Source organism: Fulvivirga sp. M361 (assembly GCF_007097395.1).
GTDB lineage: Bacteria > Bacteroidota > Bacteroidia > Cytophagales > Cyclobacteriaceae > Fulvivirga.
This window is the reverse complement of the sequence record NZ_VKDC01000043.1, coordinates 64184-88593: the sequence shown is the minus strand read 5'-3', so window position 1 is coordinate 88593 and position 24410 is coordinate 64184. Positions and strand designations below refer to the sequence as shown.

Annotated in this window: 26 protein-coding genes; 3 read left to right on the top strand and 23 right to left on the bottom strand. The window is 39.8% G+C overall.

The window, feature by feature from the left end; genetic code table 11:
- Nucleotides 1–156 precede the first annotated feature (156 nt).
- Entirely contained in the window at nt 157–1614 is a 1458-nt protein-coding gene (locus FNH22_RS28005) for a glycoside hydrolase family 130 protein (protein WP_143401833.1), read from the top strand.
- 16 nt (nt 1615–1630) lie between these two features.
- On the opposite strand, the gene FNH22_RS28000 is transcribed toward FNH22_RS28005, so the two are convergent.
- The 20 genes from FNH22_RS28000 to FNH22_RS27905 form a co-directional block, all read right to left on the bottom strand.
- The gene (locus FNH22_RS28000; RefSeq protein ID WP_143401832.1) at nt 1631–2647 is read right to left on the bottom strand and encodes a glycosyltransferase family 4 protein; all 1017 of its coding nucleotides are present in this window, start codon (nt 2645–2647) and stop codon (nt 1631–1633) included.
- Nucleotides 2644–4875, bottom strand: a complete 2232-nt coding sequence (locus FNH22_RS27995) for a glycosyltransferase family 4 protein (protein ID WP_143401831.1) — start codon at nt 4873–4875, stop codon at nt 2644–2646. Before FNH22_RS27995 ends, FNH22_RS28000 begins: the two co-directional genes overlap by 4 nt.
- A gap of 469 nt (nt 4876–5344) precedes the next feature.
- Entirely contained in the window at nt 5345–6811 is a 1467-nt protein-coding gene (locus FNH22_RS27990; protein ID WP_143401830.1) for an MFS transporter, read from the bottom strand.
- Between the two features lie 452 nt (nt 6812–7263).
- Nucleotides 7264–7404, bottom strand: coding sequence for a DUF2892 domain-containing protein (locus tag FNH22_RS33005; RefSeq protein ID WP_370513203.1), 141 nt, complete (start codon nt 7402–7404; stop codon nt 7264–7266).
- A 132-nt stretch (nt 7405–7536) separates the two neighbouring features.
- The gene (locus FNH22_RS27980) at nt 7537–7947 is read right to left on the bottom strand and encodes a hypothetical protein (RefSeq protein ID WP_143401829.1); all 411 of its coding nucleotides are present in this window, start codon (nt 7945–7947) and stop codon (nt 7537–7539) included.
- A 131-nt stretch (nt 7948–8078) separates the two neighbouring features.
- Nucleotides 8079–8795 (bottom strand): peroxiredoxin, encoded by a 717-nt coding sequence (locus tag FNH22_RS27975; RefSeq protein ID WP_143401828.1) that lies wholly within the window; start codon nt 8793–8795, stop codon nt 8079–8081.
- Between the two features lie 268 nt (nt 8796–9063).
- Nucleotides 9064–9339 carry a PfkB family carbohydrate kinase gene (locus tag FNH22_RS27970; RefSeq protein ID WP_370513204.1) on the bottom strand — a complete coding sequence of 92 codons (276 nt, stop codon included), beginning with the start codon at nt 9337–9339 and terminating at the stop codon, nt 9064–9066.
- A gap of 153 nt (nt 9340–9492) precedes the next feature.
- Nucleotides 9493–10416, bottom strand: coding sequence for a glycosyltransferase family 4 protein (locus tag FNH22_RS27965; RefSeq protein ID WP_221420368.1), 924 nt, complete (start codon nt 10414–10416; stop codon nt 9493–9495).
- Between the two features lie 92 nt (nt 10417–10508).
- Nucleotides 10509–10961, bottom strand: coding sequence for a hypothetical protein (locus FNH22_RS27960; protein ID WP_221420367.1), 453 nt, complete (start codon nt 10959–10961; stop codon nt 10509–10511).
- 211 nt (nt 10962–11172) lie between these two features.
- Nucleotides 11173–11457: a hypothetical protein gene (locus tag FNH22_RS27955; protein WP_143401826.1), complete on the bottom strand. Its 285-nt coding sequence runs from the start codon at nt 11455–11457 to the stop codon at nt 11173–11175.
- Between the two features lie 169 nt (nt 11458–11626).
- Complete coding sequence (groL, locus tag FNH22_RS27950) at nt 11627–13249, bottom strand: chaperonin GroEL (protein ID WP_143401825.1); 1623 nt, start codon at nt 13247–13249, stop codon at nt 11627–11629.
- Between the two features lie 2 nt (nt 13250–13251).
- Nucleotides 13252–13551, bottom strand: a complete 300-nt coding sequence (locus FNH22_RS27945; RefSeq protein ID WP_143401824.1) for a co-chaperone GroES — start codon at nt 13549–13551, stop codon at nt 13252–13254.
- Between the two features lie 20 nt (nt 13552–13571).
- Complete coding sequence (locus FNH22_RS27940) at nt 13572–13721, bottom strand: hypothetical protein (protein ID WP_221420366.1); 150 nt, start codon at nt 13719–13721, stop codon at nt 13572–13574.
- 23 nt (nt 13722–13744) lie between these two features.
- Nucleotides 13745–13987, bottom strand: a complete 243-nt coding sequence (locus FNH22_RS27935; protein ID WP_143401822.1) for a hypothetical protein — start codon at nt 13985–13987, stop codon at nt 13745–13747.
- A 258-nt stretch (nt 13988–14245) separates the two neighbouring features.
- Entirely contained in the window at nt 14246–14491 is a 246-nt protein-coding gene (locus FNH22_RS27930; RefSeq protein WP_143401821.1) for a hypothetical protein, read from the bottom strand.
- 847 nt (nt 14492–15338) lie between these two features.
- Nucleotides 15339–15833, bottom strand: a complete 495-nt coding sequence (locus FNH22_RS27925; RefSeq protein ID WP_143401820.1) for a hypothetical protein — start codon at nt 15831–15833, stop codon at nt 15339–15341.
- Nucleotides 15834–16340: 507 nt separating this feature from the next.
- On the bottom strand, nt 16341–16610 hold the full coding sequence (locus tag FNH22_RS27920) for a hypothetical protein (RefSeq protein WP_143401819.1): 270 nt from the start codon (nt 16608–16610) through the stop codon (nt 16341–16343).
- Between the two features lie 78 nt (nt 16611–16688).
- On the bottom strand, nt 16689–16931 hold the full coding sequence (locus FNH22_RS27915) for a hypothetical protein (RefSeq protein WP_143401818.1): 243 nt from the start codon (nt 16929–16931) through the stop codon (nt 16689–16691).
- A gap of 114 nt (nt 16932–17045) precedes the next feature.
- On the bottom strand, nt 17046–17414 hold the full coding sequence (locus FNH22_RS27910) for a hypothetical protein (protein WP_143401817.1): 369 nt from the start codon (nt 17412–17414) through the stop codon (nt 17046–17048).
- The gene (locus tag FNH22_RS27905; protein WP_143401816.1) at nt 17411–18205 is read right to left on the bottom strand and encodes a hypothetical protein; all 795 of its coding nucleotides are present in this window, start codon (nt 18203–18205) and stop codon (nt 17411–17413) included. The genes FNH22_RS27910 and FNH22_RS27905 overlap by 4 nt, the downstream gene beginning before the upstream one ends.
- 704 nt (nt 18206–18909) lie before the next feature.
- On the opposite strand from FNH22_RS27905, the gene FNH22_RS27900 reads away from it, so the two are divergent.
- Together FNH22_RS27900 and FNH22_RS27895 are read left to right on the top strand one after the other, a co-directional pair.
- Nucleotides 18910–21537, top strand: coding sequence for an ABC transporter permease (locus FNH22_RS27900; protein ID WP_185154457.1), 2628 nt, complete (start codon nt 18910–18912; stop codon nt 21535–21537).
- Complete coding sequence (locus tag FNH22_RS27895) at nt 21530–21859, top strand: PadR family transcriptional regulator (RefSeq protein WP_143401814.1); 330 nt, start codon at nt 21530–21532, stop codon at nt 21857–21859. The genes FNH22_RS27900 and FNH22_RS27895 overlap by 8 nt, the downstream gene beginning before the upstream one ends.
- A gap of 316 nt (nt 21860–22175) precedes the next feature.
- Here the strand turns inward: FNH22_RS27895 and FNH22_RS27890 are convergent, their stop codons facing one another.
- The 3 genes from FNH22_RS27890 to FNH22_RS27880 form a co-directional block, all read right to left on the bottom strand.
- Nucleotides 22176–23039, bottom strand: coding sequence for a helix-turn-helix domain-containing protein (locus tag FNH22_RS27890; RefSeq protein WP_143401813.1), 864 nt, complete (start codon nt 23037–23039; stop codon nt 22176–22178).
- A 75-nt stretch (nt 23040–23114) separates the two neighbouring features.
- Nucleotides 23115–23741 (bottom strand): putative quinol monooxygenase, encoded by a 627-nt coding sequence (locus FNH22_RS32755; RefSeq protein ID WP_143401812.1) that lies wholly within the window; start codon nt 23739–23741, stop codon nt 23115–23117.
- A gap of 203 nt (nt 23742–23944) precedes the next feature.
- Complete coding sequence (locus FNH22_RS27880; protein WP_185154456.1) at nt 23945–24385, bottom strand: helix-turn-helix domain-containing protein; 441 nt, start codon at nt 24383–24385, stop codon at nt 23945–23947.
- Between the last annotated feature and the right edge of the window lie 25 nt (nt 24386–24410).

Below are 24410 nucleotides of genomic sequence, written 5' to 3'. Positions count from 1 at the left end.
AAAAGGTGACTTGCTCATAGAATTCCCGCTTAAAAATTGACTCAATTATTTTCCCATCCTTACATAAATTAATTGGTTCTTTCTTTTATTGGAATGAATAAGTAGTACCTTAAGAAAACCAGCAACCAATACAGATTGTTGGAAACAGTAAAAATCATGAGAGTTTCAGTTACTCGTAAGGATATCAAATTTCTTCCCGACTCAAGCAGGGTCATTGCACGTTTCTTTATGAATGGTAATGAACGTACCATCACCATGGTGAACCGGCTACAGGCAATGGATGACCAGCAGATTAACTTAACATTGGAACATACGCTCAGGGAGTTTGCCAATCGTCATCGAAACATATCCAGGGTTTTTTTTAAACACTGTGCTAATATCCAGGGAATCATTGAGCTTATGGGGATCAACTATTCGGAGCTGTCGGATGAACGAAAAATGCTTATTGGTTCTTATCTCACAATGGAGTATTCTATTGAATCTGCGGCTTTCTTTAATCCTTCGATAGTAGAGGATATGGATCAAATGCACCTGGACAATGGTGAAAAGCGGGTTATTTTTTCCTTTCGAGCTACGGGGGAAGGTCATATATCATCCATTGTTTTCAGGAGAGCTATTCTGGATCAAAACAATGATCTGCGCATCATGCCAGTAGGCAACCATATTGACAAGGCTGAGGTAACTCACAAAAAACTTTACAATAAGAAACGTTTCGTTAAGAAAATGAAAGAAATGGATATCCCGGAGAAGTACTCGGATATCATTATGGCAGATCTTCAGGAAGACTTCGAGTATTATGCTTTGAAAAATAACGTCAATAAAATATTGGATGACAAGAGCATCAGTGGTGGGAGACGAATGGCTTTGAATGAGATCACCTGGCTGGCTGATTCATTTTATGATATTGAATTTCACCGAGACTCCGACATTTCCCAACGCGTACTATTTCCCATATCTGATTCAGAAAACAAGGGTATTGAGGATGCTCGTTTTGTACGGTTTACCGAGGATGACGGTACGGACAAGACTTACGCCACCTACTCGGCTTACAACGGTCACACCATTCTCCCCAAACTACTTTCAACGCAGGACTTTTATACCTTTCGAGTGATGCCTTTGCATGGTTCAGGAGCTTTAAATAAGAACCTGGCATTATTCCCTCAAAAAATCAAAGGTAAGTATGCTATGCTGGCCAGGGTAGATGGCATAAACAACTATCTCATGCTTTCAGAGCGCAGTACGGTTTGGAATGATCCGAAAATCATACAGGAACCTAAGTATCCATGGGAGCTTACGCAAATTGGCAATTGTGGCTCACCACTTTTAACGAAAGAAGGTTGGCTCGTTATTTCACATGGAGTAGGTCCGATGAGACGTTATTGCATAGGGGCATCGCTCTTTGATTTAGACGACCCTTCTAGGGAGATTGGCCGACTCGATGAGCCGTTATTGACCCCCCGTGAGGATGAACGTGAAGGGTACGTTCCTAATGTAGTGTATTCCTGTGGGTCGCTGATTCACAATAACAGTCTTATACTGCCTTATGCAGTCTCGGATTATTCATCTACGTATGGTGTGGTAGACCTGGATGAACTGTTTGATGCGTTGAAGTAAAAGACATACCAGGACGCTATTTTTTCTTTGCCAACACTTTTTTGTATGCTGCTATATATTCATCGATCATTCTGATCTGGCTAAAATGTCGGACGGCATGATCGTGACAGCATTGTGTGCTGATACTCCCTAATTTTTTAACTGCTGAAACAGCTCCAGGGACATCTGGCACTAAATAGCCTGTTTTTCCGTCCACAATTAACTCAGGCATGCTTCCTCTTTTGAAGGCAATAACGGGGGTGCCAGTCATCATGGCCTCTATTACACTCAGGCCGAATGGTTCTTCGAAACCTATAGGATGCAACAAGGCCCTGGCACTTCCAAGTAATTTATTTCGAATCACAGGGTTGGCATTCCCGGCATAAATGACCTTTTCTCCATCTATGTAAGGTTTCACATGGCTATTGAAATAGGCTTCATCCTGAATCAGACCAGCAATTTTAAGTGGCAGGCTGGATTTCAAAGCGATTTCTATGGCCAGATGTGTTCCTTTATCAGGGTGTATTCTTCCAAAATAGAGGAGATAGCCCTCTTTATCTTTTACAAATGGGAAGTCTTCAGGGTTGAGACCATGGTAGATAGTGCTAAGATAGGTTAAGTCATCGTGCCTGTCGGAGTCTGATATGGATACATAAGCGGCCGTCTTGTTATACTTTTTATAAACGGGTAGGATCTGATGAGATGAAAACCCATGAATGGTTGTGATCATCGGGGTGCTAATCAGTCCTGAATAAGTGAGGGGCAGAAAATCAAAATGGTTGTGGATGATGTCGAACTCGTTCGCTTTTTCCATCAAATAACTAATGTGTAGACATTCCCAAACTTTTGGATTCTTGGATTTATCTTCTCCTAAAGGAGTTTTACAGACCGATTCCAGCTTGCCCTGGGTGATGGAGTCGCCTGTAGCAAAAAGCGTTATGTCTATCCCTCTATCGGCCAGACCCTCTGCTATTGTAGAGGCAACTTGCTCCCAGGGACCGTATTTTGTTGGAGGTGTCCTCCAGGTGATCGGAGATAAAACGGCTACTCTCAAACTTCCGTTTGATAAAACTCTTCGTACGCTTTCAATACAGTAAGGTGCGAAATGAGGTAGGCAAGAGAACTTTCTGCTCCTTGATTTCGGTTGACTCCATAGCTCTCAAAACCATCACAGCAGCCTTTAGTCTCGAAGTCGTACAGGCTCATACGCAGATCATTCTCTCCAAGAAACCACATAAAAGCAGTAAACAACTTATTGAGGTACTCTTTGTTTTTGGTTAAACTAAATGCTTGATGATACATGAGTACCATGGCCAGCGCGTCAATAGGTTGTTGAGCAAATACGGATCGTTTACCATCTTTTTTGTACCACTCCTTGTTGCCAATGATAGAAAGATAGCCATCTTTCATAGTGACCTCCGTGAGAAAATCCATGCTTTCCATAGCGACATTTGCAATTTCTTCTTCATGGAGGATTTCTGTAGCATGCAAAAGTGATAGGGGTAAGATCCCATTATCATAGGCTAGCAGGGATTCAAACCAATGCCATTTGGACATACGATGGTCTTTGTAATGCTTTACAAGCTTATGCGCCAGGTTGCGTAGACGTTCCGTCATGCTATCGTCCGATGGATTGCTTTTAAGGTAATAGGATATACCAATCATGGTTTTAGCAATACTGCGGATAGATTTTAGTTTCTCAAAGTTTGGGGCAGCATCAAAAAATATCAGCTTGCCGGTTTGGTAGTAAGCATCATTAGGAGTATTACCTAATAAGTACCCCAGCGCCCAGATTGTTCTTCCGAATGAATCTTCTGACCCTACATCATCGAGGAAATTACGATTGAAGCTAAGGAAGTTTCGGAAGAGTCCATCTTTCCGCTGCATATAGTGGATATAGCTGAGATAAACAGGCATAAACTCCAGTGCCACAGGATCTTTTTTCTGTTGATAGGCCATCAATACCATCAGTAATGCCCTGGCATTGTCATCGAGGCAGTAGCCTTCCTTCAAGTTAGGGATACCAAATTTTGCATGTTGGATAATCCCTGTATCATCGGTGAGCCGCTTGACATGGGTAAGTGAAAATGGAGGAAGGAGAAGCGGGTCGATATTAGTTTCCTTTGTTTCCTGGACCACACTGGGTTCAGTCATCATTTTCTGGGTCAGTTCAATGTATTTTGACCCTGTTTTTGGCCAGCTCATCTGTTTCCCATGATCATATGCTTCCTTCTTGAGTCGTTTGAGCTCCCCTGGATTAGTTAATAGTTCATCCAGGATAACAGAAAGTTGTGCTGAGTTATTAAAGTCAAACAAACGTCCCCGGTTCTCTGCAAGCAACTCTGCTGCATGCCAATAAGGAGTGGAAATAACCGCACAGCCCACACCCATAGCATAAGAGAGTGTACCACTGGTAATCTGCGCCTCATTAGTATAGGGGGTGATGTAGATGTCGCAGGCAGCCAAATACTTGAAGAGTTCAGATTGATCTACATACTCATTCAAAAACAATACTTGATCTGACACCTCCATTTTTTTAACCAAAAGTTGGAGATAGCTTCGATACTCTTCTCCGGAATGACGCAAGACGTTGGGGTGCGTTTTTCCCAATACTATATAAAGTGTATTCGGATGCTTTGCAATCACCGCGGGTAATGATTTGACAACCGTTTCAATCCCCTTGTTTCGTCCAAGAAAACCAAAAGTGAGCAGTACTTTCTTGTCTGTCAATTTAAATTCCTTTCTCGCTTGGTCATGATTAAAGTGAATATCCGGCACGCCATGTTGGATGAACGCAATTTTTTCCTTTGGCACGTCATAGATGTCGACCAGGAATTCAATGGCTTTATGGCTCATTACCACTATTTGACGGGCCATTTTGCAAATTTCTTTGAGAATAGCCTTTTCATTATAGGAGGGCGCCTCGAGAATGGTATGTAATGTAACCAAAAAGGGAATCTTTAACCGATGGAGCAGTGGCAGGATATAAACCCCACTCTGCCCACCAAAAATGCCAAATTCATGCTCCAGAATACAAAGATCAGCGCCACTCAGGTTAATGAAGTTGGCCGCTTGCAGATAATCCGTTTGTTGCTCTTGCTCAATGGTTAGGTTAACCTCCGGAGGATATGGATAGGTAAGGTTGTGGTCATTGATCGCCACCACATAATTATCCTCTATTGTAGTCTTTTCACCATCGGACATGACGTTTACAAGATTCTGAGTAAAGGTGCCAATGCCACATTCCCTTGGAGGGTAAGTTCCTATGTAAGCGATTTTCATAGTAGATTCTTAAGGTCTGATAATAGATATTGAAGCACTTAATTAGCGCTTATTCTCTGACGGATTCGTACTGTATCTTAATTCAATGTCATCATAAGACAGTTCTTTATTTGTGGGATGATTATACACTCTGCATTGACAGATCTTATCCAAATATCGTCGGACTACCAACTTTACATAGGGCGGCTTTTTAGTATAAACAATATCCCCTGGCTTAAATAAATTTCCCATAATTCACTTTATAAATTCATCTTGTTTTTAGTTAAGAAAGACCACTTGATTCCCTGGGTGGGATAAAGATGAATAGTTTCTCAAGCCATTTAAAAGTGCAAAAGAACACATGTGCATGTATTATACAATCCTAAGCAAAGATTACATATATCACATATGAATTAGATATCCTAACTGGCCCACCCTAAAAGCGATTCTCAGAATTTCTTAAGTACAATACATGATCACCTTAGTCACCTTACTTCAAGAACTTTTTCAAAATAGGTATGTTGCGGATCACACCAAAAGGGAAACCTATCATAGATCTCATCCCTCCTACACTGGAAAGATTCTTCATATGGCCTTTGAGCTCTGAATATATCTGCCCCAGAACTATTTTTTCACTGATCTCACCTTTCTCAACTACAAAAAACAACCTTTGAATGGAGTATAAGCCTATTCCAAAGGATATGAGAAAAAAGAAATCCCATTGTTGTATGTCAATAGTAGGAATGGTGAAATTCTGTTCGGGACCTGACCAGTTAATAACTAGTGATAGCTTTCTTTTTAAAAAATAGTCAGCAAATATCCCACCTAAAATTGGCGCTACCCCTGCGGCCATTGAGTTTACTATGCTAATCACTGCCAGGTAAGCTAACCCTCCCCCACGCGGAGCTAGTTTCAAACCAATATTTCCCGAGGCAATTGAAATTCCTGCTGTGGCAGCACCCATCATCATATGAATGACAAACAACATAGGTAGTGTTAGAAAATGCTTATCAGGAAACGTAGTAAAGGTCCAAAGCAGAATAGCAAAAATAAACAGGGGGCCGCAAATAGCCAGTATGGTCTTGTTGCTATACTGGTCTGAAATTCTACCCCAGGTTTTAAGCAATAGTAAGTTGGCCACTTGGCTTACGGTTACCAGTATAATCACCATCGACATTGGAATCTCCAATCGCTGCAACATGTAAACAGTAAAAAAAGGAGCTGCCAGGTTAATCGCAAAGTTCCATGTTCCTAAAAATTTAAGAAGATTCCTAAAATTAGCATCCTTGAACGGAACAGAGATGAGTTTAATCAAGTTAAGACCTGAAGGAGTCATTATAGGCTCTGGTATCCTGGACATATAGTATGAACTTAAAATACCTGACAGAAAAGCCATGAAAAATAGCAGACTGTAGACCCATGTTGGATTATCTGGAAACAACCAATCTGACTGATCGATTAAATAACCCCCTACAAGACTAAAAAGGATTCCAAAAATTGTGGCCCAGATCATTTTCTTAGAAAAAAAGGCTCCCAAACTTTCTTGCGGCAGTAAATCTCTCATCCAAGAATTCCAACTGCAAGAAGTAACTGCAGAGAAAACTGAGTTTATCGCTACAAAAACAACCAGGAAAAACAGGCCGAGACTGGGATCAAATAAAAACGGAATAGCCGCAATCAATAGTATAAAAACTCTGCCTGTTAATGAAGAGGTTACAACAATCTTTCGCCTACTCTTAAATCTCTCTACTAAATAAATTGACGGCAATTGAATCAATTGTATCAGAGGGGTAAGTCCGGCAAGAATACCAATAGTTAAGTTGGAAGCCCCTAACTCTAAAGCAAACGCTACTAAAAATGTGCCGGCTGATAAAGTGGTAACGGCTTGACTTGCCACACTATCCTTGACTACCAATTTTAAACCTTTTTGAAGCTCTTCGGAAGGTATTCTACTCATAAGAGTTTAGCATTCATCTTAAATTTAAAACCAACGGTCGCTTCAATATTAGCATTATCTATCTTGGTAAGGTGGTAGCTAGCCCTATATTGAAATTCTCTATCCACTGAGGCGTAACTACCAACATATAAGCCAATTACAATCTTTTTCACTATGAAGGAATACCTCTCAATTGCTCTACGATCAAGTCTTCAAGGGTTGATATTTTCTTCATAATTTTTTGATTTTATAATCTTATAAGCTGGTCTTTCGGGTACCACACCTGATTGCCTCCAGAGTTGTTTGCCCTTTTGAAACAAAATAGTTTAGCCAAACCTCTTAGATTTTAATTCTTTAATGATCTGCATAAACATTTTACACGAACCACGCCATTCATCATGAAAGTCAACCAGTAAGGGTATCTCCCCCGGATCAATTCATTAAATTTTGACATTAGACTATCAATTTGAGACCTAAGATTTTTTCCTTGTACTAATCCCAAATGGGAAGTAAAGCGGACAAACTCGAACGAAACTTGTGATAAGAAGAATCCTGAAAATAAGTATTAATATCAAAGCCAAAATGCCAGTAATGGTATTAGAGGTAGAAAACACCAAAACTACATGCTAGCAGTATTCTGATATTTCGGTCTGAGATTCCCTTGTTCTTTTCATATGACTGTGATTTTATGTTTTGAAGGCTATCATCACTTGTTGTTTTGTGACCTCAGCATTATTTCAATCAGACTAATTTCTTGTTCTCCACTTTTCTTTGCGCTTCCTGTCTGACCAAACGGGTTTCAGGGCGTCATCCCTTAAGACGGTGGTTACCCCATCTATCTTTACTTCTTTGGCTATGTATTGGTCTTGGGGCAGCTTATTGGTTCTGAAAACCCTCATTACTATGGAGTCACCTTCTGTTGCCGTAACTAATTGAGAAACCTCCGAAGTAGGGCCTAAATGGACGTTGATCAACTTTTCCTGAGTTTTGACCGTCAGATGGGTTCCTGAGATGGATCTTCCGGTGGTATACTTACATGGGCCGGATTCAATTTGCTCTATGGTACCTTCAATTTTTAAGAGTTCCAGGTTCAGTCCTTGACGACTTACACCATTGGTTTCTCCTGTACCCTTCTGTGAGTAACCGGCAAATGCCATAAAACTTGCAGTTAAAAAGATGAATGATTTGATAAAGGTTTTCATTGTATGACTATTGCTAGCTTTTTGGTTACAAATGACTTGTGACTTATTATTATTCAGTTAAACTGAATTCGTTTTTAATGAGAGTATTATTTAATTTTTAATGGATTGTTTACCTTATCCAGTGGGAGTTTCTTCGTGCAGAAGAACCAGTCATAGCAGGTTACTCCTTCTTCTTTGGACTCCATTCGATCTTTGGCAACTCCACAAGAGCCTGCCGGTGGCACTATGACGTCATCTCCAGGCTGCCAATCAGCGGGTGTTGCCACGCTATAGGCATCTGCGGTTTGCATAGCTATGAGTGCCCGTTTTAATTCATCAAAATTTCTACCCAATGAAAGCGGGTAATAAATAACCGCGCGAATGATTCCTTCAGGGTCAATATAAAACACAGCTCTGACGGCTTTTGTTGAGCTTTCACCTGGCTGGATCATGCCGTATTTTTTGGCGATCTCCATGGTGATGTCTTCAATTAATGGAAACTTAACTTCAATATTTTTCATCCCCTTAAATTCGATTTTGTCTTTTATGGTTCTCAACCAGGCAATGTGGCTGTACAACCCATCGATGGACAAACCGACTAACTGACATTTCAGAGTTGAAAATTCAGGCTCTCGCTTGGCAAACGTAATAAACTCAGAAGTGCAAACTGGTGTGAAATCGGCTGGGTGACTAAAGAAAATGATCCATTTGCCCCTATAGTCAAAAGGAAAATTGATCTCTCCCTGTGTAGTGACCGCTTTGAATACAGGAGCTTTATCTCCAATTCGTGGCATTGCCGCTATGTGTTCTTCTACAGATTCCATGTTACTTTATGTCATTGTTGTTGAAATATTACGAGGACTTCCGGATATATTGATCACAATCACTTGCATGGATTTCTTAGAAATCTTTTCATTCATTTTCATTAGTTCCTAATGTCTTAAGTATAAAGTTCGTAACAAAAAAGGCCTGATCTGTTACACAATTCCGAATATGAATTATATTTATCTCACTTACATGGACCTATATGGTTAATTGTCTAATAAATGGACATTGCTCATGTCAACTTAGGGCCGTGCAATTGACCCCGCTTTATACATGCGCTAAAATCCATTCGTGCAGCTCGTCTACATCTTGCTTTTCACAAAGCTGGGTTCCAGAATTCATAGTAGCCGCTGTACCGGCAGCTACTCCATAACGAACCACTTCACTCAGTGATTTCTCCATTGAAAGACTAAGTACCATTCCTGCAACCATACTATCGTTGGCGCCTATAGTGCTTTGTTGAAGGACAATAGGAGCAGGAACGTGCTCGACTTCATCGCGCGTGATCATCATAACTCCTCTGGCACCTAGCGAAACGACCAGTACTTCACTTGCATTGGGCTTGAGTAGAAAAACTCCTTCTTTAACCCCATGTAACAGCGGTTCACATCAGGCTCATAAAACGGTAATGTATTTTTGGGAGCCTTAACTTTATTTTGAAACCCCTTCATTTGCCGTAGCAAACGGGTAATGGCTTCAATTCCCTCCACGTGGTATCAAGCGGTTGCATGGTTCATTTTTAAGTCTTGGATAACTCAGTAAATCGAATAAAACTTTGTGATATTCTTCAAACCCGGATTCTTCTCCCAGCACCACTTCATTCACAACAATTTTTTTATCCACTTTCGCCAGAAGTGCTGTTTCACCATGTACAAGCGTATCCAACATGCCCATTGCATTGATGCCAATTACCGCCTTTTCACAGGCTCCTGCTTCTACTTGTGGCATTCCAAATCCCTCAAGACGGGAAGGTGCGGCATAGATGTCGCACGCTCCAATGAGGTAGGGCATGAAATTTCGGGAAATCACATTGGTGGCGTAGGTCACATTTTTTTCTATTCCCAGATGAGTAGCCATTTCCAAATCCGCGAGGTTTTGTAATTTGGTTCGAGGCTGAGGCCATACTTTGCATACATATTTCCAATCGGGTGCCTTGTTGTCTATAAGTGCCAATGCCTGCATCACTTCCTGGGCTCCTTTGGAGGCCGCATCACCTCCTACTGTCAGAATCATAAGTTGGTCTGGCGAAATACCCAATGCTTCCCTTACTGCCATAATTTTAGGGTCCTCTCTGCTGAAAGGAATGAACTTATCTGTGTTACACCCAACAGGGAGTACTTCAATTTTATTGGCATTAATACCATCTCGTACGTACATTTCTTTCACCCAGCGAGAGGTGACTAGTATAAGCGGAAGTGCGTTTAAAACCTCTTGATAATTTGCAATGTACCCATCTGCCACAAGCCACGGAACGGGTTGTACCCCATATCGCTGCGCATGAAGAATCAGGTGTGGGGTATGTCCCCAATAGCCAATACCAATGACTACATCAGGTTCAAACCAGCGATAGTACCACTCTTTTTCCTGAGCCGATTCGAAATGAACGGCATGGGTATCCACCCCCAACTCGATTTAGGCCCGTATACAAAAGATCTCCCTGTGGGTAGCAAGATCTCCCGGAGAGGGTGGATAGTCATATAATACAAGTACTTTCATAGCGTATTCTTTCTATTAGTCAACCAATTATTTGCATCGAAAGAACTTTTAAATTCCCAGAAAGCTTCTGCGAAGGGAGTAGTTCTGGATTCCCAACTCTCACCTTTGAACCCATAGATGTCTGTAATGATCCTGTGCTTTTCTTTCCATGTATTGCTGCCAAGTGGACGGTAAATATTCGCTGTTCTAATGGGTGTGGGATAATGTTGCCCCTTGTCATCTTCATACGCAAATAACCACAGGTTTTTAGTCGTTATTTTTCCTGATTTCCATAGGTTAATTACAGCCTTACCTGTTTCCTCATGGCGGAGATGGCGCGTGTATTCACCAACAGTATTATGAGTTATGATCAAGTCAAAATATGTATTTGGCAACAGTTTTAATATAGCTTGTTCTACTTCTTCAGAGCTTAATGGATGTTGATCTGGTCCATCATCCAAATCGCCCATCACACCTTTATTTAAGTTTTAACATGGCTTGCTTAAATCCCCGATCTTTATCATTCTTTCGGCATAGACATACTACCAGCCAATTCCACAAGGGATGCATTAAAACAGTACCACCCGCCCACAACGTTTCATCATCTGGATGAGCCACAATTATGGCACATTGTTTTACATTTCTGCTGCCCGGTTTCGATTCAGTAGAGTTCATTTAATTTCAATCTGAGCCATTTGAGGTACTATCTAAATCCCTAAGCTCTTTTTTCTTTTCCTTTTGAGAATTTTCTCCCTTAAACAGAAGCCCTATTTTTTTTAAAAACTTATTAAAATTACCGGACAAGCTACCAATAGATTGATTTGATTTTTCTTTCAATACATTGGCATATTGGTTGGCTCTTGCAAACATCTCCTTTCGCATGGCTACACCTTTTCTGGACGTGAGCCCTGCACCAAAAATGATTCCGGTTGTGAGGCCGAATAAGATTTTTTTTGTGTTTATCATCGTATCTGTTTTAGGTAGCTTCAATTTATTTATTCCTTCGTGATTACTCACCGGTTGTGCCAGCTGCTTTCAAAACCTATTATTTGTCTCCTCGCCAGCAAAGGCCCAAATTTCAATTTGACCTTGGCTGTCCTCTTTCAGCATTTTGTTTAAATGAATGTTAATCTGATTAGTACCCGCCATCAAAATCAGGTGCATCAACCTTATCTTTTGTCGAGGCTTTTTCAAATACAAGACATTCGGTGGTGAGCATGAGCCCGGCTATCGAAGCTGCGTTTTCAAGCGCAATTCGAGTTACTTTAGTTGGGTCAATCACCCCTGACTTATAAAGATTTTCGTACTGCTCATTTTGAGCATTGAAACCGAAATCAGCCTTGCCCGCCTTCACCTTTTCAATAATTACAGAGCCACTTAATCCTGCATTGCGGACAATTTGCCTCAAAGGTTCTTCCAATGATTTTTTAATGATACTAATGCCCGTATTTTGATCTTCATTTTCACCTTGGAGTGACTCAATGGCTGCTATACCTCTTATGAAGGCCACACCACCGCCTGATACTATACCTTCTTCGACAGCCGCCTTGGTAGCGCTGAGCGCATCGTCTACCCGATCTTTCTTTTCTTTCATCTCCACTTCCGTAGCCGCACCCACATACAAGACCGCCACTCCACCAGAAAGTTTCGCTACTCGTTCTTGTATTTTTTCCTTATCATAATCAGATGATGTACTCTCCATTTGAGCTTTTAGCTGATTAACCCGGGTATTGATTTTTTCTTTCTCTCCATTACCATTTATAAGTGTGGTGGTATCCTTGTCGACAATGATTTTTTCCACTGTGCCTAAAGCATCCAATTCTGCACTTTCCAATTTAAGCCCGGTTTCTTCCGAAATAACTGTTCCACCTATCAATATGGCTATATCTTCCAACAATTCCTTCCTTCGGTCTCCGAAACCAGGGGCCTTTATGGCCACAATTTTTAGCGATCCCCTTAGCTTATTGACTACCAGGGTCGACAGCGCATCACTGTCTACATCTTCAGCAATGATCAGTAATGGTTTACCTGCCTGAGATACTTTTTCAAGGATTGGAAGTAAGTCCTTCATACCCGATATTGTTTTATCATACAATAAGACGTATGGATTTTCCAATTCCGCCTCCATTTTTTCCGCATTGGTAACGAAGTAGGGTGAGATATACCCTCTATCGAGTTGCATACCTTCTACTACCTTGACAGAAGTATCTATGCCTTTCGCTTCTTCCACAGTTATGACACCTTCCTTGCCTACTTTTTGTACTGCTTCTGCAATCAATTTGCCTATGGTAGCATCTCCATTGGCTGAAACTGTCGCTATCTGCTCAATTAACTGAAAATCATCTCCTACCTGTTTCGATTGTTTTTTAAGATTAGCAATGACCTGCACAACGGCCAGATCAATGCCTCTTTTCAAATCCATGGGATTGGCACCAGCTGTCACATTCTTTTGTCCAACGGATACTATGGCTTGTGCTAATACGGTGGCTGTAGTTGTGCCATCACCGGCCTGATCGGCTGTTTTAGAAGCTACATCTTTGACCATTTGGGCACCCATGTTTTTAGCCGGGTCTTTTAGCTCAATATCTTTGGCCACCGTAACACCGTCCTTAGTGATATACGGAGCACCATATGATTTGCCAAGCACCACATTCCGCCCTTTTGGGCCTAGTGTTACTTTTACCGCATCAGCCAACGCATCAACCCCATTTTTCAGGGCCTCACGCGCTTTAGTTCCGAAATATATTTGTTTTGCCATGGTTAATAATTGTCATACGTATGTTGGATAATCCCAAAAATGTCTGATTCTTTCATGATAAGGGCTTCTACACCCTCTACGGTAATCTCCGTTCCCGAATATTTACCATACAGCACGGAATCTCCGACTTTCACGGTCATAAATTCATCCTTCTTTCCCTTGCCCACGGCTAATACCGTTCCTTTTTGAGGACTCTCTTTAGCTGTGTCAGGGATGATAATTCCACCCTTTGATTTTTCCTCTGCCTGATCCGCTTGTACCAATACTCTATCGGCTAGCGGTTGCAATTTTATTTTTTGCATGTGTGTTTCTTTTTATTGATTTAATATGTCTGCAATTCGGCAAAGAGGAATTGTAGCTCGGCCCTGGTCTTTTTTAGTTTAGAAGAAAGTCTGTTCATCATGATTTCTTCTTTTCCTTCATCAAACTCGAAATCCTGATCACACAGAATTGCAAATCTTCGTTTAAGCATTACCTTTTGCTCTCGCCAACTTCTTACGATTTCCATTTTACAGGTTGCCAGTGGCGTTTTGTGTCAAACTGAACTTTTGTACCTCTGGCTGTTATTGTTTTCAACTTATTGTCTTGCACTTTTTCTGTATGCACATGACCTACTTGAGCCTTTGGTGAAGGGTTAATACTCAAATATTTCATGACTTGTTTCCGTTGACGATTAGCCTCAATACTTATTGCATTTATGATTTTAAATACTGCATATTTTGCGTTTGAAATAGTCATCTTTTTTTTCGTTTTTAATCTTGTTGCGAAGGTGAATCTATTATCACCACGAAGTATTACAAAATCATATATTGGGACTTACATATGTCACACATTTATAGAAGTGAGAAGGGCTGAAGTAGTGCGTTTATAAGAAAATGAATATCGCTTTTTTGGAGCCTGTCTGGATAAACTGTCAGTGAGGTCCGACTACTCTATCTTTCTTTGCAACAGTTAAGAGTTTTTTTACCTGAACAAAGTATGCCTTCGCAGATTAGTTCACCTTGGGAACGATGGCATTCTTGATTTGCCCATAAGTATTTCTTTATCTTCAAGTAATTCTAACCGGGACTTTAGTAGGTTTTCTTTTAGTTGATTTCTTTGTTCTCGTGTAATTTCTGCTAAAATTTCAACCCTACCTAAATTTACGATTACATAGTGAAGTCCAAGCCTTTGTAGCTCCTCTTTTACTATCAGTTTGCACCGCAAACTGACCATGTATTTAATAAACAGTTTTATGCTCATTTCTTGCATTTATATCTGGATTATTTAATTGATCGATCTAGTTCCGATGATCGATCTCGGCAGAAGATTCAAATTCATCGAATTCAAAATCACAAACCGTTGAACTTGCATCTTACTATTATGAAAAGTATTCAAGAATACTCATATTGGTGAATCTTGAAGATGTCCTGAAGCATTATTGGAAACCGATTGATCACCACGAAAAGACCGGATAAAGACGTTCTCTCAAACGATTATTTAAATTCAGATCAAATACCTCTTTGCCAAGGTTTTTATTTATTACCTCCAATGAAAGGTTTATGCCCACTTGGGCGCTGAAGAAAAGAGTCTCTGTCAAAAGCATTTTCATTGTGTATCACAGGATGTTTTTCCTTCAAAAGACTAAGTAGATGACTTAATGTTCCACTCATTTTCAATATGAATTGGAGCTACTAATTACGTCTCTCCGATAACTCTGAGCAATGTCTAACCTTGGGTATTTTCAGTGAAAATCGGTCCAATTGAAGGGTTTTTCGATTCTTAGTCGCACACATTTACCACTCGCCTACGCGCAAGGCCATCGTCCTACTTGCGGTACAGTGGCTTCTCGTAGCTAGGAGTGTCAAAAGAGTGCTCAGTGCACGTTAAGAAAGGAAGAGTAGAGTTTAGAAAGAAGGTAGGCCAACAACGCAACTGTTAAACCCAGCGCTCAACCCGAAGCTAAGTAACATAACGCAGGACATTATATAACAAACCCTGTGTATTTGCCGCCAATCAGCCAATTATCCTTCTAATAAAGTTTGCGTCCAAGCCTGTTAAAATCTGCCATTATTTTAAATAGCTTGGAACAATGGAGAAATCACAATTATTATTGAAAGTCCTTAAGCTGAGATTTTATGTTCGGAAGCCGATTGATTATTTTGGGTTCTAAGTTCTTAGCTTTGTACACGATTTCCTCGTTTTCAATAACTAAAAGTAGTCTGAATGTCTGTCCGGAATCGTATATAAAAATACGATCATAGAATTGTGAAGCTTTGCTATCCAACATTTCCAGCCCCATTCGAAACCTTTCACGAATAGTAGATTCACTCACATGATGACCCCCTTTTTGAACACGGTCTGCAACCCGTTTAATTCTAAGTTCAGGATCATTTAGTGCAAGAAAATATAGTGAACAAATATGGCCCAGATCTCTGGCACGACTAGCCAGTTCAAAATTGTAATCAGAATGGAAATTAGTTTCATAAGCTACAGGCGTATTGTTAGCAAATGATCCTTCAATGTGTGATTGAAAGTCAGCGTTAACGGATTCCCTAATTCCATCTATTACAGCCGGATCGTAATTAAAATTTCTCCATTTCAATTGAAACTGTTTGTCCCAATCGAATGCTTTTATACCTAATGGTTCAAGGATCTTGGAGCTTGTTATCGACTTACCAGCACCGTTGGGCCTGCAATGACTATAAATTCAGTCTTGAATATTAAATCAGATTTTTTCTGCAACAACACTCACTTTGGACCTGGAACGTTGTTTTTTTGGCTTTGCTTGTTGGTCTTTCAAGGCCTGATTCATTGCCTTTTCAGCTCGGAGTGCTTCTTTGATTGAATCTTTCATATAATGAAAGATACGAATTTTAAAAGAAATTGATCTGTTTAACCCAAGCTTCCGCACCCATTTACCATTCCCTCAAGTCCATTCCAAAATCCAAAAATGCCAAAAGAGTGTTCCATCCCTACCCTCCTGCTGGTATAGTTTCCTTCCCTCCAAAACTTTATGCCAACCCCCGGCTTTTCTCCGGGTCAGGAAAAAGTAACCCTACAAAAAGCGCCAAAGCTATTTAAACATAACACGAATACATTATGTAACAAACTAAAGCATGGAACCATCAGGGCTGAATATTATATCCTGTAAATTGGTGATAGGAACAAGATCCTGGAAGTATAAACTGCCTTCCAGAGTAACTCCGTTACTTAAAACATAGGGTGCAGATAGTTGATATTGATAGATGTAACCTTGATAATATCTAAATAGTTTGGCGCCATCATTGTTAAGGTGCATTCCACCTCTCAAAGAGCCTTCTGTCAGTGTGATTTGTTCTTCAAAACTACTTCCGCTGTCTAGGTTTTTACCATTGTTCAATTTGTAGACATATTTACAGATGCATTGGCCATACCAATGGTCAGATACAGGAGAGAATCTTCTGAATTGAAAGCTATACTACTTGGCGAACCAATAGCAATAGTGCTTTCTGCCTGAAGTAGATCGGCACTGATAGTCCGTTGGGTTTTCAAAATCCGGAATCGTAAAGAAAGTTAAAACACCTGTAGCCGGGTTAATTGTAAAATCTCCAACATCTTTACCAGAGATACTATATGCAATTTCATCATCAAAGCTTCCTTGCCCTTCTATCAAAGCTTCTACATCTAAGACATTGAGACTGCTAGACTCACTGTGACTCACTGTAAATAATAATGCTAGGAAACTCCATAATAGGTTGGTTATCAAAGGAAATCCCCAGAGAGGAAATAAAATTAGTTGAATTCTCTACTTCAGATGCGTTTAGACCATCGAAGGCTAAATCTGTAAAAAAAAGATTAATACTTCCAAGTTGTTTAGATTAGCATGAGAAGCTGCGTTTCCACTCAAAGTAAGCGTACCTATTGTTCCCAGAGTGTTGACAGAAATGGAAGAAGTAAAACTGGTAGGTAGGTTAGTAATAGTATAATGGGTTCCTTCAGAAAGAATTCCTCCTGCATTGGTAAAAGATCCGTTTTTAATGTCCATGATCATTTCGCCAGCAACAGCTCCGGTATTGGCTCTCATTTCTTTAAAAACATCTGGTGCATTCAAAGCAAATTGGTGTAAATCTCCATTTAATTCTAAAACATAAACTTTCGTGCCATTGGAGCTTATGTCTACGGAAGGGAAAAAGAGATCATTCACGGAAAAGTGTGTGTTCCTACAAAAGTTGTAGCGCCTCTTAAATCAAAGGGGGTAGCTAAATGGTGTTGCTCTATGGTGTTATCTACCGACCCCAGAAAAAACACACTAGTTCCATCGGGACTAAACTTCATGTCAGATTTTCCAGCGCCACAATCAAACTGACTCACTAATGTTGAGCCATCGATGATGCTGCTAGGAGTATTCAATGTATGAACCTGTACTTCGTCTTGGATTTGATCCAAAATATAAAGCAATTCCCTGTCAGGACTTATCTCTATGTCTGAGAAAATAGAAACAACACTTGTCAATGCAATGTTGAGGGAGTCTATCAGTTCCATACCATCCACAGGACTATAGGGCGTGTTTAGATCATATTGAAGTACGTAACCGCCATTTCCAGGAAAATCACTGGTATTATGAATGATAAAGATTTTTGTTCCATCATTACTAAACCTGAACCCTCTAAAATTATCACCACTAGTAGCCAAAGTATCCGTAATTCCGTCTAAAGTTATCCCATTAGATAAATCAAATGGTGCATTTAGGGATTGTTGAATAATTTCATCCTTCTGCCGACCAATATGAAATACTTTAGAACCATCAGGACTGAAGGTTAGTCCATAATTCTGGCTTTCTGAACTGGCTACAGATATGGTAGTGTCATAGGTGATAGCTTCGGTTACTATATTGACATCATTAGAATAAGTAAGTCGTTGTGCCAGGGTATTAAAGCTGAATAACGCTAAAATGGCAACAAAAGTGATCCGAGCTTTAAAACTATTTCTTCTCATAAATTTAATATTGTAGTGATGGAGACTTATAATGAATTTTCTCCATTGAAGACTCTCTTAGTATCTGCCTTGTTCCGTTGTTAAGTTTATGTAATAAAAAACTGTTATCTAGCTGCTTAGAAGATAAAGCCGAAGTATGAGAGATATATATTCTTTGCGGTAATATAGTCAGTGATTCCTTGTATTTTGCAATCATAGAGCGATGGATTTGCCGTTGAAGCCTCATTGGTACTGCTTGAAGTCATAAAAAGATTGGCTAACATTAAATTCATCATGGCTTTCATCATTCATCTGGATTTTGATGTGTAATATTTCGGTCAAGTTAAATATCTAGCCTGAGCAGCTGATAGCTATCGGCTCAGCCCCACAGCTTGCCCTGACCGTACGGTTATATAAAGTTTTTACAACCTGCTTTGTCGCGCTTGTGGTGTGATAAGCCAACCCTGAAACAAGAGACTTCCATACAAAATGTGGTGATCTATTTTTCATCATTCGTTTTATGCTTGGTAGAAATGGCAGACACGTTAGTCTTGGGTATGAACACTGACATATGTAAAAGCTTACTATTAGCCCTTGTTTTTCGCTGAGTGGAAAGATAATAGAGTGTGACTATTTATTATGTTATGAATGTTTAGGTACGACAAAAATTAGTTTCATCTATAACCTTGCGCATTGGTATACGTATGCATTGCTATACAATGCATATGCTTAATAGACGACAGGTTCATGAAGTAAAAAAATGCATCCTTTCTTCCGGCATTTCATATGATCCGGTAATTGATGAACTCGTAGACCACGTATGCGAAGAGGTTGAAGAGCTTTTAACAGAGGGGATGTCATTTAAACAAGCACTCAAAGAGGCTGTGGACCGTCAACGTAAACGTGACTTTAAAGCCACAGAACAATCTATACTACATAATACACACTACACGGCCATGATAAGGAATTACATTAAACTCGGCATTCGATCTATAATTAAGTACAAATTGACCACTTCAGTTAATCTATTGGGCTTAACCCTTGGCATAACTGTATTCATGCTTATTGGAGCATACTTTTTTCATCATAACAGTTTCGATCGGTTTCATAAAAATGCTAAAAATATATACCGCTTAACCTCACATAAAGTGTCAACCGATGGTATTACGAGACATACCGCTTTTTCTGGTGCACCATGGGGACCTGAACTAATGGAGAACATAGCTGAAGTCGCGGACATGGTGCGATTGATGAAGTACCGTTTACCGGTATCAGTACGAACAGATGATGGGGAAAAACACTTTTATGAAAAAAATCTCATATGGGCAGACAACTCCTTCTTTTCAATATTTTCATTCTCACTGGTAAAAGGTTCCCCAGAGTCAGTTTTGCTCGGCCCCAACAAAGTAGTACTGACAGAAAGTGCCGCCAAAAAATACTTTGGAGATGTTGATCCAATGGGTAAAACCGTTATTTACGAAAATGATGTAACACTTACAGTCACCGGTGTGGTACAAGACTTTCCTTCTAATTCTCATGTTCAAGCAGATCTGATAGGCTCTTTTGCAACGCTAGGTACTAGCTTTTGGTTTAACATTATTGAGAACTGGAACATCCTGTATTATTATACTTACATACAAACACAAACGGATGGCCGACAAGTTCAAATCCAGAAAAGCATTCAATCGTTACTTGACGCACATCTTGATGGTGATCTGGATGTACTTCTTCAGCCCATAACTTCAATACACACCTCAACCGGTTTGGAAAATGACCTTTCTTCCGGTGTGAGCAGACGGGGTCTGCTGGTCGCGATATCGATCGCTCTAATAATACTCTCAATTTCACTCATTAATTACGTAAATCTTTCTAATGCCAGGGCATTTAAGCGAGCCAAGGAAGTAGGGGTCATAAAAGTGATTGGTAGTACGCGATGGTTGGTTTTTATAAAGTTCATGGTAGAGTCCTTTATTCTTGCCTTCTTTGGCTTTCTCATTTCGATTTTGGCGGTTATTATACTATTTCCTCATTTTAGAAACTTTCTGGATATGGAGTTGATTGCGCCGCCATACCATTTAATTGTCTTGCTCGGAGTGGCAATCATATTGCTGGTTACTGTATCAGCTGGTTTTTATACTGCCTTTCAAATGGCTCAAATACCTATTGTATCTGCCTTAAAAAGAAAAGTTCAAAAGCCGGGGAATCCAGTTTTTTCACTAAGAAAAGCACTCATTACTTTTCAATTCATTGCGGGGGTAGGACTTCTAAGTACCGTACTAATCATATCTGACCAAGTTGAGTTCTTGACATCTGCAGATACTGGATTCTCAAAAGCAGGTGCCATAGAAGTGCCTATCTACACCAATAATGAACGGCAGCTAGAGGCACTAAAAAACAAACTTTCCAACCAGACTCCTGTAGAATTTGTAGCGTTGTCAAGCCACCGAATGTCAGGCGATCAGCTATATAGAAGCTCATACATCATGCAAAGCGCTGATTCGATTACAATGGGAAGGCTTCATGTTGACTATGACTTCGTCAACACCTTTGACCTTAAAGTTATAGCTGGTAGAAATTTCAATAAAAAGTTTTTTACAGATACTTCAGCATTTATTATTAATGAAACCGCTGCCCGTCTTTTTGGATTTAAAGATGCAGAAAATGCTGTCGGAAATACACTGAGCTATTCATCCCTAAACGAAAATGGCAATTATGTTAAGACCGGCAATATCATTGGTCTTGTTAAAGATTTCAATTTTGAATCTTTACATACAATTGTTTCACCTATGGTTATGGACATCCAACCTGCTCGAAATCATTTCTTAAGTATAAAGCTCCGGCCTAAGGAAAATTACAGAGCTTCAATTACGTCTATTGAGCGCATATGGAAAAATACTTTTCCTGACCAACCCTTCAATTATTTCTTTGTGAATGATCGCTATATGCGTCAATACCAATCAGAGACACAATTACAAAAAATTATTTTTGCTTTTAGTATCATATCTATTGGAATATGCGCCCTGGGCCTATTCGCACTTACGTACTTTGATACTACTGTGAGATCAAAAGAGATCTGTATAAGAAAGGTGTTAGGAGCTTCGACTAAAGGAATATTTAAATTATTCATTAAAGATTATGTCACAATGATTTTAATCAGTTTTGTATTTGTTACACCTATTACAGTTTGGCTTACAGGTTCATGGCTGGATAACTTTGCATATCATGTAAAGATTATCCCTTGGAATTTTATCTTTCCAGTCATAATTATTGGTGCAGTTGTAGTAATCACTACCGGGTTTATCTTAATAAAAGCAGCAAACAACAATCCTACCAAGGTGCTTAACTATGAATAGATTTGATCCACAACTTTTAAAAGGCATTTACCCCACACTTATTTTGAAGTTACTTTCTAACCATCCTGAAATGTATGGTTATCAGATTGAAAAAAAAATAAAAGTGCTAAGCGACTCAGGCTTTCAGATAACACAAGGAAGTTTATACCCTATTTTACACAAACTGGAAGAAAAAGGACTCATAAAGTCTAAAGTGAGAAAGTATAATAACAGGGACAGGAAATATTATTCCATCACCAGGCAGGGATTAAAAGAACACGAAACCAAGACCATTGAGATTTTAAATGTTTATGATCATCTGGTTAACTTTTTGGCGAATTGAGATGAATACTTTGGCTGATAAAAAACGTAAGGTAGTGTAAACTGAACTTTGTCTGGTGTTTCACCCCTTCCGGGGGCTAGCCCCCGTTGCTTACGACAAGTTTTACCTTTAAAAGATGATGCAGAAGCTGACTTGAATCGAACATTGAAACTTGTTAAGATCCTTTCCAGAAATGATAAGAACCTACAGAATAGATTAGGCTTGCAAGCTGTCTTCGCTCATCCTCTTCTGGCGCTTGGGTAAATAAATCACACAAGCCAAACACTTTGAACTCTTTGAACAAACTCAGCCACAGTAAATTTGTTTCTTATCCTTGTTATTCCCTTTCAAGTTTGGCAAAACCCACCGTTCTTCTGTAAACATCGGGGGAAACACCCACTTTCTTTTTGAAGACACGGCTAAAATAAAACTCATCTTGATAGCCAAGCTCTCCACCTACTTGCTTCACAGATTTGGAAGTCAAATACAGCTCTCTTTTTGCCTCTACGATTATTCTATTTATAATCAGATCTGTAAGCGTCTGATTAAGGTACTTCTTCGTAATTCTTGCCAATGTTTTGGAGCTCACGCTGAGTATATCGGCATAATCTTGGGGTGCATGTATTTCACAAAACCTGTTTTCAATTAAATCAATCAGACGCTGCATAACTTCAGATTGATATCCAAATGATGAATTGAAGTTCTGTTGATCAAACTGCTTTTTTTGTCTAACTGCTTCGATCAAAAATATCTTTAAATAGGCTACCAGTACTTCATGTTGAGCTATACTCTCCCTTCCCATTTCCTTTGAAACTTGATCAATCAGGCTATAAAAGGTTTCTATCTGTTCAATTTTAAAGTAAGGAGGTTGATTAAAGTTGTTAAAAAGTACCCCTTCAGTCTCTATTTCATTTTGATGACGATAGGTGCAGAAAAAATCAGGATGAAAATTCAATAGAATACCAGAGCAAACAGTGTCTGAGGTTAGCATATATGGCTGATAAGGAGCGAGGCATATCATGTGGCTTCCATCAAGTTGATGCTCTGAGAAATCAACAAATAACTTTAATCGGCTGTCGTTTAAAATGATGAGTGAATAGTAGCTTTTTCTTTCTACATGATCAAACTGAGAAAGATCAACGAAACGCTCTAGCCGAAATGCCAATTCACCGTTTTGTTTATCAATAATGATTTGCGCCATTGAAGTCGATATTCTATTGAAAAAATGTGAGGCTGTCTCAAAGTCTTTTCAGACAGCCTCACACAATATATACTATTATTTTGAAGCCAAAATATCTATCATCTGAATAGCTTCTGCATTAAACCCTTCCAGAATTACTGAAGCATTTTCAACCAATGCAGCTGCAACTTTCCCATTAAGGTGGGCATCTCTTCCCTCATCTTCAGCGAATGTATCAAATATAGCATACGTATTACTGTTTAGTTGTATGGCATACCATGATTCAGTTTTAGGCTCATCATTGACAAGTGCTTTACCGCCCAGAAGAAAACGCTCCACGTCAGAAGCTTTTCCTTCCTTAGCAGTTAAAATGACCAATAACCCCATATGCTCTTTTCCCTTGGAAAGTTTAGTAGCTATAAGATCCGCAGGTTGGATACTGGTATTTACATTAAAATCTACCAGCAAGTCATCGGCATTTGCCAGGAGTGCTTTCGCAACTTCACCAGACAGATGTGCTTTCCTGCCTTCCTCTTTACTGAAAGTGTCAAATATTCCGAAAGTACTTTCATCAATCTGAAAGGCGTACCAGGATTCCGTACCTGGTTCTTGATTAACCAGCGAAAGTCCTCCTAGCAAAAAATCCCGAACAGCTTGCTCTTTACCTGGCTTGGCTTTCATTGTTACCAATAAGCCGATTTTTTCTTTTGCGTCGTTTTCCATTTTGTTTTTGTTTGATTTTGAAAAAGTTTGATTTGAAAATCCTAGAAGTACAACTAAGACTACTGTGGTCGTTAGCATCTTGCTTTGTGTCATCTTATTAAATTTTGTTACCATGCAATGTTCCGGAAGATCGAAGGTCTGTGGAATGGATCTTTGGCGCGATGGCATGGACAATTTCCCCATTCAGCTCACCTCTACGCGTTTCACCTGAAGATGCTTTCCAGATAGGTAGAGGGGTTCTTCCCGAATCGCTTCTTAAATAACCGGGTAAAACTGGACGCATCTTCAAATCCAACAGCATATACCACTTCCGAGATCGTTTGATACTGTTGACTTCGCAATAAAAATGCAGCCTCCTGTAACCGGATATCCCGGATAAACCGGCCCGGGGTTGATCCTGTCATTTTCTTTAAAAAACGGTATAGGCTACTCTTACTCATAGCTACATGAATGGCCAGTGAGTCTATCGTAAGATGTTCCGACAGATGTTCCCTAACCGTTTTTTCTAACCTCTCTATCAGCTTCTCTTGATAAGTAAGCGGCACGTGCTGGTTCCTTTTAGTAGTGACCAACGCTATTTGCATAGCCTTCTTCTGTGTCAACACTAACGTGGTATCGATCGTTAGCCTCTTGCTTTGTGTCATCTTTTTAAGTTTTGTTACTATGCAA